This window comes from Chloroflexota bacterium (genome assembly GCA_035652535.1).
In the GTDB taxonomy this organism is placed as follows: Bacteria; Chloroflexota; UBA6077; order UBA6077; family SHYK01; genus DASRDP01.
In genome coordinates this window covers 1-12,966 of sequence record DASRDP010000152.1, presented here as the reverse complement: position 1 = coordinate 12,966, position 12,966 = coordinate 1, and the positions used below count along the sequence as shown (strand labels likewise).

Genomic DNA, 12,966 nt, shown 5'->3' with positions numbered 1-12,966 from the left:
CACGGCCCGCCCGGTCGCGAATATGGTCGGCTACAATCGGTGCATCCTTGCGGAACCCATGCTGGGGGCTGGACTATGGCTCGCTGTTTCGCGCAGCAGATCGACCACTACGTCACCGCGATGCAGGACATCAACCGCGCAGAGACGTTTTACTGCGGGGTGCTCGGCGGCAAGGTGAAACGCAAGCGGCTGGACTACGGGCGGGAGCCGGAAGCCGACCCCCACGGCACGCGCCCGCCCTCGATGTTCGTGCAGCTCGGAACCATCGAGCTGGGGCTGTTCGGCGACGAGCTGTGGGGGCTCCCGTACCGAAAGCTGAACCGCGGCATCCCACGGTGGGCATATGAGGTCGCGACGGAGGATTTTCCCAAGCTTCTCGACCGGTTGCGGCGCGCCGGGGTGCCGTTCGACGGTCCGCAGGGCGACGACGGGGACGACGCGAGCCACGTGTGGCTGCACGACCCGGAGGGGAATTTCGTCGAGTTCGTGGACCGGGGGACGCCCAAGCGGCGCCCCCAAGACGAAGTCGAAATCGTTCGGCTCGACCGGGTCGACTACGAATCCACCGACCTCTCACGGACGGCGGACTTCTACGTCGGAGCCATGGGGTTCGAAGTGACCCATCGCGGGCGGTCACCGGAGGGAAATCCGTGCCTGGACCTTCGGCTCCCCACCTCTGGCCAGCTCTTTCGCTTCCAGCGCGTCGAGCGCCCATCAATCCAGACCTGGGCGCGCTTTCGTGGGAACCACCTCGCCTTCTACGTGCCTCACGAGGACTTCGCGGCGGCATGCGCGCAGCTCGACGAGTATGGCGTCATCAACCACGACGAGCGGGGCGACGCGACGCACGGTGATCTGCGAATCGTGCGGCGGGAGAACGAAGGGGACGGCGGCGGAGAGGGAACGTACTTCCTCGACCCAAATGGCTACAACCTGCAATACATCGCCCACGCCGGCACCCACTTCGATGAGGCACCGGCGAGCGGCGGCCGCGGGCGGCCCGGTCGATAGCGGAATGCCGAACCTTGGAGAACCCATCGAAGCGATATCCGCGTGAGGGGGGACGAGCGCGTGGCGCAAACGGTAGACCGCGCCCGGGTGACCCGGCTGCGAGCGGCGCTGAGCGAGCGAAACATCGAGAGCGAGTACTACGAGACCGGCGCGGAGGCGCTCGCGCGGTTGAAGGAGCTGGTGCCGCTGGGCTCTGAGGTGCAGACCGGCAGCTCGACGACGCTCGATCAGATCGGTTTCACGAGCTGGCTCAAGGGGCTCCACGAGACTGGCAAGCTGCGCTATTTTCGCGCGGAAACGCAGCAGCACGCAGACCCAGCCGTCCGTACGGCGAACCGCCGACGAGCGACGCTGGCCGAATATTTCCTCGGCAGCGTCAACGCCCTGACCGAAGACGGCGTGGCGGTCGTGTGCGACGCGTCGGGCACGCGCCTGGGCGGGTATATCTTCGGCGCTCAGCGGGTGATTTGGGTGGTCGGGGTCAACAAGATCGTGCCGACGCTCGAGGACGCCATGCGCCGCATTCGCGAGGTGGCCCTACCCGGTGAGGACGCGCGCGTGAAGGCGCTGGGCGAGGCGGGAAGCGCTATCAATAAGGTCGGCATCTTCTACGGCGAAAGCGCGATCGGACGGATCCGGATGCTCCTCATCGGCGAGCCCCTGGGGTTCTGAGCAGCGTCCTGCGAGCCGCGCGGCTATCCGGCGGAGGCTTCGAGCCCGGGCGCGGCGTGCATCTCGCGCAGCGGCGAGCACACAATCCAGACCGACGAGGAGGCCATGCCGATGGCCGCGACGACGAGCGTCGCGCGCAGGCCCAGGCTTTCCGCCAATATGCCGCCGAGCAGCGAGCCCAGCGGCGCGGCGCCGAAGACAAGGAACCGGATCGTGGCGTTCACTCGGCCGTGGAGGGAGGCCGGCGTACACGCCTGCCGCAAGCTGAGCTGGTTGATTCCGTAGACGAGCCCACCCAGCCCGCACGCGAACTGGCCGACTCCAAGGAGGGCGAGCTGCATCGGCCGCGGTCCGACGGCGAGGGGGGCGAAGAGGCCGGCGATCCCCTCGGCCGTCGCTGCCACGGCGATCGCCGGCCCAACGCCGAGCTTCCGAGCCACGGGTCCGGCGAGGAACGCGCCGACGAGGCCGCCGACGCCTCCGATCGCCATGACGAGCCCGATCACCCCCGCCGGCAGGGCAAGGTCCTGGGTGAGGAAGAGCAGGTAGATGGCCGGAAAGCTCGCGAACAGGTTGAACGTGCAGTTGCGCGCCGTGATGGAGCGAAGTGTCCGGTCTGCCCAGACCGTATGCACTCCGGCGCGAACCTCCGCCCAGGCGCATGGCCGCTCCTGGCTCCGGACCAGGCGGAGCTCCGGCCGCCGGATGGAACGGAGGAAGATCGCCGAGACCAGGAACGAGGCGGCGTCGCCGAAGATCACGACCGGAGCCGCGAAGAGCTGCAGCAGATACCCTGCCACGCCGGGGCCGATGATCGACGCCAGCGACCGGCTGAGATGCAGCTTCCCGTTCCCGTCCGTCAGCTCGGCCCGCCGGATCAGCGACGAGAGAAATGCGATGTGCGCTACGTCGAAGACGAGCGTCATGCTGGCGAGGAGGAAAGCCACGACGTAGAGATGCTCGATCCGCAGGGAGCCGAAGGCCGCGGCGACGGGGACGTAGGCGAGCGTCACGCCTCGCCCGACGTCAGAGAGGATGAGGATGGGTCGCCGCCGAACGCGGTCGATCCAAACGCCGGCGAAGAGCGCGATGAGGAGGAACGGCGCATTCTGGGCCACGCCCAGCAGCCCGAGCTGCATCGGGGTGGCCCGCAATGCCAGCACTGCGGTCATCGGCAGTGCCAGGCTGGTGAGCTGAGAACCGAAGAGGGAGACGGTCTGTCCGGCCCAGAGCTTAACGAAGTCGGGACGGCGCCACAGTGCGGAGAAGTGCAAGGGACTCCAGCGAAATCGGGGGACGGGTCGTTACAAATACAGCAAATTATTGCCGCTGGAAATATACAAACACGGCCGATCGAATCACAAGGTGGCCCTTCGGTCGGTTTAAGTTATGAGGCAACAACGGGTGGCGCTGCGCGTGGCCCCCGCCTGCGGCAATGGGACGATTCCGTATGATTCCCCTGAGCGACCTACCCCGCGTTGCAGGAGGCGCCCATGGCGCAGGTGATCGACTATCGCTCGCTGGTCGGCTCGAACCCCGACAAGATGTTCAAATCCACCCTATTCGAGAGCCCGCGGATGCTCCTCGGGCTGAACTGTCTCGAACCGGGCCAGAGCGACCGCGTCCACACGCATGCAGACCAGGACAAGTTCTATTTCGTCGTCGAAGGCGAGGGCGAGTTTGAGGTGGGGGGCGAGACGGTCCATGCGGGACCGGGCCACACGGTGCTTGCCCCCGCCGGCGTGACCCACGGCGTCAAGAACGCCGGTCTCCAGCGCCTCGTAATCTTGATGGGCCTCACGCCCTGGCCCGGGCCCTAACGGGATGGTTCGCGAAAGTCGTTCGTCCTGAGCTTGTGGAAGGAAGGACGGGCGATGAATTGGTCATCCTGGGGGCGTAGCCCGAAGGATCTCGCCTCAGAGAGATGCTTCGCTGCGCTCAGCATGACGGGCGTTCGCGAGTCGCGATCGAGTAACGGACGGGCGGTGATTTCGTCATCCTGGGGGCATAGCCCGAAGGATCTCGCCTCAGGGAGATGCTTCGCTGCGCTCAGCCCGAGGATAAACGGGGTAGACTATGGGGCCGGAGGCCGCCAGAGGTCTCTGTCCAGGGGCAATCGCGCCGGGGCCTTGACTGAGCCGTCCGGCCAGCCCAACCCGGGGAGTGGGACTGCGTGATTGAAGGTGTGCGCCGCGTCCAGGAGCTGATGGAGCGCGAGAACTACGTGACCGACCGGGCGATTGCCACGACCGTCTACCTCGCGATGGAGCTGCGGAAGCCGGTGCTCATCGAAGGGCCCGCCGGTGTGGGGAAGACGGAGGTTGCGAAGGTGCTCGCCCACGCCCTCGGCACACGGCTCATTCGTCTGCAATGCTACGAGGGCCTGGACGTGAATACCGCCCTCTACGAATGGAACTTCCCAAAGCAGATGCTGCGCATGCGGATCGAAGAGGCGGGGGAGCTATCCACCGACGAGAAGGAGCGGCTCATCTTCAGCGAGTCGTTTCTTTTCAAGCGGCCGCTCCTGCAGGCGATCACGGAGCCCGAGCGGCCGCCGGTGCTGCTGATCGACGAGATCGACCGTGCCGACGAGGAGTTCGAGGCCTTTCTTCTCGAGGTGCTGTCGGATTTTCAGGTGACCATCCCCGAGCTGGGCACCATCGAGGCGGCGCATCGGCCATACGTGGCTCTGACGTCGAATCGGACCCGCGAGCTAAGCGATGCGCTCAAGCGACGGTGCCTTTACCTCTGGATCGACTACCCGACGTTTGAAAAGGAATCGCAGATTATTCAGAGCAAGGTGCCGGGCATCACTCGCGATCTGGCCCACCAGGTCGCCGCGTTCATGCAGGTCGCCCGCCAGCTCAAGCTCTCCAAGATTCCCGGCGTGGCCGAGACGCTCGACTGGGCCGTGAGCCTCATGGCCCTGCACCAGGATCACCTGGAGCCGGAGGCCGTGTCGGAGACCCTCGGCTGCATCCTGAAAGACCGGGACGACATCGTCCGCTACGCGGGCCCTCGGGTGGAACGGCTGGTTCGCGCCATCGGTGAGATTGCCGACGAACAGCTCGCGGATGCGGCGCCGGACCTGCTCGCCCGCGTCGAGGCATGACGCGACCGCTGTCATGCTGAGCGAAGCATCTCCGGGGGCGAGATCCTTCGGGCAGCGCCCTCGAGATGACCGTCCCCCCGTTCGCCCTGGGGCCTTCGGCGTCGCACAGGCCAGGCCTGCCGAAGGGCGGGCCGCCGCCGTGAACTGCGGGCCGGGGCGCGGCGTGCGCACCACCGCCCGGTGTCATGCTGAGCGAAGCGAAGCATCTCCGGGGGCGAGATCCTTCGGGCTACGCCCCCAGGATGACCGTCCCCCCGTTCGCCCTGGGGCCAGCCGAGGACGAACGGGCGAGAAACGCGGACTCGGAACCAGTGCCGCGACAGGAGGGCGAAATGGAGGCTGAGGGCCATCGAGGAGCGCGCGCGGACCCGTCACGCGCATCCCGGGCGAACCTCGCGCACAACGTGATCGACTTCGCGCGCTTTTTGCGTGCAAACGACCTCATGGTCAGCCCGGCCGAAGTGCACGACGCGGTGCGCGCCATCCGCGTGATCGATCTCGGCGATCGCGGCGAGTTCTATCTTGCTCTGCGGTCGGTGCTGCTGTGGAACCCGGACCAGCGGCCGCTATTCGACGAGCTGTTCGAGCGCTTCTGGGGCGGCTGGTCGGACGAGGAATCGCTCGTTCGAGAGGAGCGGGCCCCCACCATCGCAGTGGCCCGAGAAGAGGGCGCCGAAAGTCAGCCGAGCGGCGATTCGTACAGCGCGATGGAAGCGGTGATCGAGAAGGACTTCTCCGACTTCAAACCGGACGAGCTGGGCGCGGTGGCCCGCGCGTGCGTCACCATCGCCCGGCGTGTCGCGACGCGGAAGAGTCGACGTTACCGGATCACGACGCGAGGCACGCGAGTCGATCCCCGTCGGACCATTCGACGCAACGTGCAGTTTGGGGGCACGGTCATCGAGCTGGCGCGCATGGAGCGGAAGATCCGAAAGCCGCGCATCGTGGTCATCTGCGACGTGAGCCGGAGCATGGAGCAGTACAGCGTCTTTCTGCTGCAGTTCATGCACTCCATGCAGAACGTCATCGGCCGCATCGAGTCCTTCGTGTTCAGCACGTCGCTGCATCACGTCTCGAGTTACTTCAAGCACGCCGACATTCAGACGGCGCTCGGCGAGATCGCGGCGGACATCCCCGATTGGTCGGGCGGGACGCGAATCGGCGAGAGCCTGCGGACCTTCAACGAGAGCTTCGCGCGACGGATGGTGGACCCGCGGACGGTGGTCATGATCCTCAGCGACGGATTGGATACCGGGCAGACGGATCTTCTCGCCGAGCAGATGGCGATCCTGCAGAAGCGCGCGGCGCGCTTGATCTGGCTCAATCCGCTCCTGGGGCGAGAAGGGTACCAGCCGGTCGCGCGCGGGATGGTCGCCGCGTTGCCATACGTCGACATCTTTGCTGCCGCGCACAATCTGGCCAGCCTACAGAAGCTGGCCAACAGCCTGGCCGCGCCGCGCGGTCCACGCTCAATCGCGACCCAGCGCCTCGCCGGCTGATCCGGCGCTCGCCGTTCGCCGACGATACAATGAGCTGAGGGAGCTTGCGATGACCGTATCGTAATGGCCCTCGACCAGGTCCGCGAGCACGGTTGGCAGCTCCCGCCCGCGGTGAGGCCCTATGGCGATCCAACGGCCGATACACGGAGGTAACGTATGGACGAGGTTCTGGAGCGCCTGACGGAGTGGCATGCGGCCGGCAAAGACGCGGCGCTGGCAACCGTTGTGAAGACGTCTGGCTCGACGCCCAGGCGCGAGGGCGCGAAGCTGCTCGTCGGATCCGAGGGTCAGCTCGTCGGGTCGGTCAGCGGTGGCTGCGTGGAGACCGACGTCGCGATGCACGCCCTCGAGGTGCTGAAAGCGGGCAAGCCACGACTCGTGAGCTACGGCATCAGCGACGAGTTCGGCATCTCGGTCGGCCTCTCATGCGGGGGGACGATTGAAGTGCTCATCGAGCCCCTGCCGGCGGAGCGGAGGCCGTGACCTCCGCGTACGACGAGATCGCCGAGCTGGTTCGACAGGAGACTCCGGTCGGCGTTGCGACGGTCCTGCGTCCCGAGACGCGCCTGGGTCGGCGCGTAGTCCTAACCGGCGGCGAGCTGCGGGGCTCCCTAGGCGATGCCGCCCTCGACGCGGCGGCGCTCGACCAGGGCGCGCGGCTCCTGCGATCCGGCCAGTCGAAGGCCTTCACCGCGCGGGATTCTGCCGGCGACGAGGCGGAGATCTTTTTCGACGCCTACCCAGCGCCGCCGACCCTCCACATCTTTGGGGGTGTCCACGTCGGGATCCCCCTCATGAAGTTCGCGAAGATCCTCGGCTTTCGGGTCAACGTCATCGACCCTCGGGGCGTCTTCGCCACGCGGGAGCGCTTTTCCGAAGCGGACGATCTGGCCATCGAGCATCCGGAGGACTACCTGGCCCGCGCGCAGCTCCACGAGAACAGCTACGTGGTGGTGCTGACGCACGATCCCAAGCAGGATGAGCCGATCCTCGAGCGGGTGCTGCAGACGCGCGTGAGCTACATCGGCGCCATCGGCAGCCGCAAGACGAACCAGGAGCGCGTGCAGCGGCTCCTCGCCCGCGGCGTCGACCGCGAGCGGCTCGCGGCGGTGCACTCTCCGATCGGGCTCGACATCGGGTCCCAGGCGCCGGAGGAGATCGCGCTCGCCATCATGGCGGAAGTGGTCGCGGCGCGATACGGGAAGGCCGGGACGCCCCTCCGCGACACCGCCGGCGCGTTCGCGCCCGCCGCCAGCCGGTAAGCGTGCTCTTCCTCAACAACGACGACGTCCAACGGGTGCTTACCGTCGAGGACACGCTCCGCGTCCTGGAAGATGGGCACCGGGAGCTGGCGAGGCACGAGCTGGTCGCGCGGCCGCGCGTCGACATCTATACCGAGACGGACGACCCGGCGCGATTCCATCGCTGGGGAACGATGGAGGGCTCGAGCAAGGGGCTCCATCGCCACGTGATTCGGATGAAGTCGGACATCATTAGCTGGCGGGACATCGGCGACGGACGGCGCGTGGAGGACAAGTACTGCACCCAGCCGGGCCTCTTCTGCGGGCTCCTCTTCCTCTTCGACACCAACACCGGCGAGCCGCTGGCCATCATCAACGACGGATACCTCCAGCATCTGCGGGTTGGCGGACTCGCGGCGCTGGGGGCGAAGTACCTAGCGAAATCCGATGCCAGCGTGGTGGGGATGCTGGGGTCTGGCGGCATGGCTCACAGTCACCTCCTCGCCTTCGCCGCCGTGCGATCCATCAAGCGCGTGCAGGTCTACTCGCCGACGGCTGCGCATCGCGAGGCGTATGCCCGGGAGATGTCGGAGGCGCTCGACCTGGACGTGATTCCCTGCGGGAGCGCCGAGGAGGCGGCTCGCGGCGCCGAGATTCTCGCGAGCTGCACCAGCTCGGTGACGCCAACGGTGTTGGCGTCGATGGTGGAGCCTGGCATGCACCTGACCCAGGTGATGGGGGAGATCCATCGGGACGCGCTCGCGCGGATCGACGTGGCCATCGGCGGCGACCCGACGAGCCAGGTGGTGCAAGGCGTGCCCATCGACGACTCTCGCGGCTTCACCACGTACCTGGCCGGGAGCCGTGTCGCGCTCGAGGAGGCGATGGGACCCGGCAGCAGGCGCGACGATCTAACGTCGGGCGGCGAGTCCCGCCGAGAACGGACGGCGTCCCAGCGGGCGCGGGTCGTCCCGCTGGTGGACCTCATCGCAGGCACGGCCAGCGGACGGCAGAGCGCGCGTGAGGTGAGCGCGTCCGGCGGCGTGATCGGCGGCGGCGGCGGCAAACAGGGGCTGCAGTTCGTGACGGTGTCGTCGCTCGTCTACGACCGTGCGAAGGCCGCGGGCCTCGGCCGCGAGGTCCCCACCGAGTGGTTCCTGCAGGACATCCGGAACTGATTCGTCCCCTGCTGGGCTAAAGGCGCCGCGACGGGCCCGGTCGAAGACATTGTGCGGCATTTCGGAGCGGAATCCGGGGGCCCTTGCAGCGGGCGACGTGCCGAACGCTGGCGATCTCTCTTATGCTGATCGAAGCGTAAGGAACAGAGGGCGCTGCCGTCCATGGTGTTCGAAGTGTTACCGTCATACAATGCAGCGCTGCAGGATGCGTGGGGTAGCTGATGAGTCTTCTAGAAGAGCCTACCGTCTATCCGACCGCCGCGGCACGTCTCGTCGCCTGACCTGAACGGAGGCAACATCTTGCTCGGTGCCGGCAACGTCCGTCTCATCGAAATCCTGCTCGTTGAGGACAACTCCGGCGATGTGCGCCTCACCATGGAAGCCTTCCGCGAAGGGAAGCTGGCCAACAATTTGACCGTCGTCAGCGACGGCGAGCAAGCGCTCGCCTACCTCGAAAGGAAAGGCGCCTACAGCGACGCCACGCGCCCCGATCTCATTCTCCTTGACCTGAACCTGCCCAAGGTGAGCGGCCAGGAGGTGCTGGCGAAGATCGGCCAGGACCCGTTGCTCGCGAGCGTTCCCGTCGTCGTGCTGACCGCCTCGCGCGACGAGCACGACGTCCTGCGATCCCTCCGGCTCGGCGCTGCCGCGTACATGACGAAGCCCGTGGACGCGGCGCAGCTCATCCAGCTCGTCGAGGAGATCCACGCGTTTCGCCTCGGCATCGTCACGTCCGACCTGGCCGAAGCCCGGTAGTTGGTGTTCAGCGCCTGCGACGGGTACGACGCGTTCGCGCCCGTTTACCATCGGCACTGGCGCCGCTTTAGCTTCTTCGCGCCTCAGGTGCTCGACGCGCTCGCCTTGAAGGACTTGCCGCCTGGCGCCCACGTCCTGGACCTGTGCTGCGGCACCGGTCAGCTTGCACGGCATCTCGTCGAACGCGGGTTTCGCGTCACCGGGCTCGATGGATCGAGCGCCATGCTGGCATACGCGCGCCAAATCGCGCCAAGCGCCGCGTTCATCCACGCGGATGCGCGCGACTTCACCCTGGAAACCCCGGCAGACGCCGTGGTTTCGACGTCCGACAGCATGAACCACATCATCGATCTCGACGGCCTGGCCTCGGCCTTCTCCTGCGTGCGCCGAAGTCTGGCGCCCGGTGGACCCTTCGTGTTCGACCTGAACACCGAGGAGAAGTACCTCCGCCACTGGACCGGCTCCTTCGGCATCGCGGACGAGGACCAGGCTTGCATCGTGGAGGTGGAATACGACCGGGCGAGCCGGATCGCTCGGTTTCGCGCGACCGTCTTCATGCGCGGGAAGGGGTGGGAGCGCAAGGACATCGTGATCGACGAGCGGTGCCACTCGGAATTGGAGGTTCGCGACGCGCTGTCGGCGGCCGGCTTTCGCGACGTCGCGTTTCTCGATTGGCGGCGAGATCTGGACCCGAACGGCGAGCCAGCGAAGCTCTTCGTCGTGGGCCGCGCGTGACGGGCTTCGCCTCGGCCGCGGGCCCGTCGCTTGCCGTGACCGCCGAGGCGTGTCAGCCCACGCCGGACGCCGGTGTGTGGCGAATGACGTGGCGCGTCCGCAACGACGACGTCGAACCGGTGTCGGTCCTGGCGGCGTGGCTGCCGCACGGCCGCTTCCGAAGCCCGCGCCGCGACCTCGACCCGCCGGCGACGATCGCCCCCGCAGGCGACGAGACGCTCGATTTCTTCGTGGCCTGCCGCGAGGACGCGGGAACGGTGGTCGAGAACGCGTTCGTCATCCTCAACCTCCGATGGCGCAGCGCAGACTGGCGTGTCTTCGCGCGCCTTCGCGTGAGTTTCCGGGAGGATGGCGCGCCGGACGCTGAGACGGTGCTCGTTACGACGCAACCGGTCGGATTCTCCCAGTCGTGACCCGCGAGTGAGGGAACCGGCAGGATGGCGACGAGTACAATATGACTATGGACCCAGGGGGAACGACATGAACGAAGAAGATCGGTACGTCATGTCGCGCATGCGCGGCTGATACCGAAACTGAAGCGGTGACTTCGAGGAGACCACGGGAATGGTCTCGAGCGTTTTGCATACGACCGCTTCGGATCTGGCGGCGAAGCTCGCCGTGTTCGCCCGCGAGTACGCCGACGATCCCGAGTACCAGGAGCTCCGCAAGGAGTTCCCCCTCGACTGGCCCATGTAAATCACCTCACTGGAGTCGAACCCGATGAAGCGTTGGTGGCCCGTAGGCGCCTCCCTGATCGCCGGCGTGCTGGTGATCGGGGCGGTGGGAATTCTGACGAACGCCGGAGAGCGCTCGGCGATGGCCCAGCAAGGCGACGTGTCCGAGCTGGCGCGACGCGCGATCGGCGGACCGGGCGGCGCCCAAAGCGTCACATTGCTCCCCGGCCAGCTTGCGTCAAACGCTCCGCTCGACCTTCCCCTCCCGCCCGGTGCGAACGTCGTCGGCACCATCGTCCGAGACCTGGGGAATGGGATCATGACCTGGGACGTGATCATGGACGTGTCGTCGGCGCCAGCCGACGCCGGCGGATTCTTCGACCAAAACCTCCCGTCGCGGGGATGGCGGCCGCCGTCGAATTTTGGTGACCAGGGGCCGCCCCAGGGGCTCTTCTGCCAGAGCGATCAGGGGCCGTGGGTGGGCGTGCTCGCGGTGCCCGTGAGCGACTCGTCCAGCGACGTTCGCGTGCACATCGAGTCTGGCGACGCGGGCCTCTGCGCCGGACCGCCGCCGCCACCGCAGCAACAGCCGTAACCTCTGCCGGATCGATTCGGCGAAACGGGGCCCGGAGCGGAACCCTCCGGGCCCCGCGCTGTTTGCGCCGAAAACGTTCACAAGTGCGATCGAACCGTTCGCCTGAGCGCTCGGACATGCGTCTGTCAAGTCGAGCGACGCGAGGGATCTCGTCGCGAGCGGTCAGTCGCTCAACCCCTCGTCGGCCTCGGAACGATTTGATCCGTCCGGTCCCCCGGCCGAAGCGCTCGTCGCGAGGTGTTGTCGAGGATTCGTCACTGTCGCCTCAGGCCCCGGCGCTGCTCCCGGTGGCCACGAAGCGGTGATTGTCGATGCCCACGAGCCCGAACGCGGGCACGCTGACGGTCCGTGAGGGATCATGGGTCGTGCGCCCGATAGCCGTCGCGCGCTTCCCATGCTCGGCCGCGACGCGGATCACTGCCCCCGCGTCGCTCGGGGGGACGATGAGGCAGAAGCCGATCCCCATGTTGAAAACGCTGAACATCTCCGCCCAGTCGACCCGGCCGCGCTCCCTGATGAGCCGAAAGATGGGAGGCACCTCAGGAAGATCGTCGATCACGTAGCCGCAATCGCACGTCAGGCGACGGAGGTTCAGGAACCCGTCGCTGGTGATGTGGGCCAGCCCGCGCACCTGGAGGCCGGCCGCCAGCATCTCGACGACCTCCTGGACGTAGATGTGGGTGGGGCGGAGCAGCTCGTCCCCGACGCAGCCCTCGAGTCCGGGCGCTGAAGCGCGAACGTCGAGACGGTCGTTGCCCGAGAGGAGGACGCGCCGGGCGAGGGTGAGCCCGTTGCTGTGGACCCCGTTGCTCTCGATGCCGACGACGACGTCCCCGGGCTCGACCTGGCGGCCGGTGATAATGCGATCGAGGGCGACGGTGCCGATGGCCGTACCGGCGAGGTCGAAGGCGTTGTGGCCGGCCTCGCCGGCGATGATCTCCGGGAGCTGAGCGATCTCTCCGCCGGAGATCGAGATCTTCGCGCGGCGGGCGCCCTCCTCGAGGCCGACGGCGATCTCGTCGAGGAGGGCGGGGTCCATGCGCTGGATGGCGATGTAGTCGACCATCGATATGGGCTCGGCCCCCACGCAGATCAGGTCGTTCACGTTCATCGCGACGCAGTCGATGCCCACGGTGTCGTACCGGTCCATCATCTGGGCGACGAGCACCTTCGTCCCCACGCCGTCGGTCGAGATCGCCATGCCCAGGCGGTCGTCGATGCGGACGACGTTCGCGTACTGGCCGAAGTCCAGCTCGACCTGGCCCGCGCCCCGGCGTGTCCACGTCCGGCGAAGGCGCGCGGTGAGGCGCTGGAGGCCGGCCTCTTCCCCCTCGGTATCGACGCCGGCCGCTGAGTAGGTTGGGTGAGGGCCGCCCGTCATGGGGCTTCGCGACCGAACGATCGGTCGACGCATGCCTGGGCGGTGGCGGCACGGGCCCGCCCCCCCATCCCGACCTTCCCCCGCAAGGGGGGAAGGAGCGGACGGCGCCTCT

At 67.3% G+C, this 12,966-nt stretch carries 15 protein-coding genes; 13 read left to right on the top strand and 2 right to left on the bottom strand.

The features are described 5' to 3' along the window. Positions 1-75: 75 nt before the first annotated feature. Together VFC51_18740 and VFC51_18735 are read left to right on the top strand one after the other, a co-directional pair. Positions 76-1,011, top strand: a complete 936-nt coding sequence (locus VFC51_18740; protein HZT09064.1) for a VOC family protein — start codon at positions 76-78, stop codon at positions 1,009-1,011. A 60-nt stretch (positions 1,012-1,071) separates the two neighbouring features. After that, entirely contained in the window at positions 1,072-1,683 is a 612-nt protein-coding gene (locus tag VFC51_18735) for a lactate utilization protein (GenBank protein ID HZT09063.1), read from the top strand. A gap of 23 nt (positions 1,684-1,706) precedes the next feature. On the opposite strand, the gene VFC51_18730 is transcribed toward VFC51_18735, so the two are convergent. After that, complete coding sequence (locus VFC51_18730; protein ID HZT09062.1) at positions 1,707-2,957, bottom strand: MFS transporter; 1,251 nt, start codon at positions 2,955-2,957, stop codon at positions 1,707-1,709. Positions 2,958-3,176: 219 nt separating this feature from the next. Here VFC51_18730 and VFC51_18725 point away from each other — a divergent pair, with 219 nt between their 5' ends. From VFC51_18725 to VFC51_18675, 11 genes are all read left to right on the top strand, one after another. After that, positions 3,177-3,503 (top strand): cupin domain-containing protein, encoded by a 327-nt coding sequence (locus VFC51_18725; GenBank protein HZT09061.1) that lies wholly within the window; start codon positions 3,177-3,179, stop codon positions 3,501-3,503. Between the two features lie 386 nt (positions 3,504-3,889). Continuing rightward, complete coding sequence (locus VFC51_18720) at positions 3,890-4,795, top strand: MoxR family ATPase (GenBank protein ID HZT09060.1); 906 nt, start codon at positions 3,890-3,892, stop codon at positions 4,793-4,795. 332 nt (positions 4,796-5,127) lie between these two features. Beyond that, complete coding sequence (locus tag VFC51_18715; protein HZT09059.1) at positions 5,128-6,294, top strand: VWA domain-containing protein; 1,167 nt, start codon at positions 5,128-5,130, stop codon at positions 6,292-6,294. 156 nt (positions 6,295-6,450) lie between these two features. Continuing rightward, positions 6,451-6,777: an XdhC family protein gene (locus tag VFC51_18710; protein ID HZT09058.1), complete on the top strand. Its 327-nt coding sequence runs from the start codon at positions 6,451-6,453 to the stop codon at positions 6,775-6,777. After that, on the top strand, positions 6,774-7,556 hold the full coding sequence (locus VFC51_18705) for an XdhC family protein (GenBank protein HZT09057.1): 783 nt from the start codon (positions 6,774-6,776) through the stop codon (positions 7,554-7,556). The genes VFC51_18710 and VFC51_18705 overlap by 4 nt, the downstream gene beginning before the upstream one ends. A gap of 2 nt (positions 7,557-7,558) precedes the next feature. After that, a complete protein-coding gene (locus VFC51_18700) occupies positions 7,559-8,713 on the top strand; it encodes an ornithine cyclodeaminase family protein (protein ID HZT09056.1) in 1,155 nt (384 codons plus the stop codon). Between the two features lie 300 nt (positions 8,714-9,013). Continuing rightward, complete coding sequence (locus tag VFC51_18695; GenBank protein ID HZT09055.1) at positions 9,014-9,469, top strand: response regulator; 456 nt, start codon at positions 9,014-9,016, stop codon at positions 9,467-9,469. A gap of 3 nt (positions 9,470-9,472) precedes the next feature. Beyond that, positions 9,473-10,204 carry a class I SAM-dependent methyltransferase gene (locus tag VFC51_18690; protein ID HZT09054.1) on the top strand — a complete coding sequence of 244 codons (732 nt, stop codon included), beginning with the start codon at positions 9,473-9,475 and terminating at the stop codon, positions 10,202-10,204. Further along, on the top strand, positions 10,201-10,617 hold the full coding sequence (locus VFC51_18685) for a hypothetical protein (GenBank protein ID HZT09053.1): 417 nt from the start codon (positions 10,201-10,203) through the stop codon (positions 10,615-10,617). The genes VFC51_18690 and VFC51_18685 overlap by 4 nt, the downstream gene beginning before the upstream one ends. 151 nt (positions 10,618-10,768) lie before the next feature. Beyond that, positions 10,769-10,900 carry a hypothetical protein gene (locus tag VFC51_18680; protein HZT09052.1) on the top strand — a complete coding sequence of 44 codons (132 nt, stop codon included), beginning with the start codon at positions 10,769-10,771 and terminating at the stop codon, positions 10,898-10,900. 24 nt (positions 10,901-10,924) lie between these two features. After that, positions 10,925-11,473, top strand: coding sequence for a hypothetical protein (locus tag VFC51_18675; protein HZT09051.1), 549 nt, complete (start codon positions 10,925-10,927; stop codon positions 11,471-11,473). 265 nt (positions 11,474-11,738) lie between these two features. On the opposite strand, the gene purM is transcribed toward VFC51_18675, so the two are convergent. After that, complete coding sequence (gene purM, locus VFC51_18670) at positions 11,739-12,854, bottom strand: phosphoribosylformylglycinamidine cyclo-ligase (protein HZT09050.1); 1,116 nt, start codon at positions 12,852-12,854, stop codon at positions 11,739-11,741. Positions 12,855-12,966 lie beyond the last annotated feature (112 nt).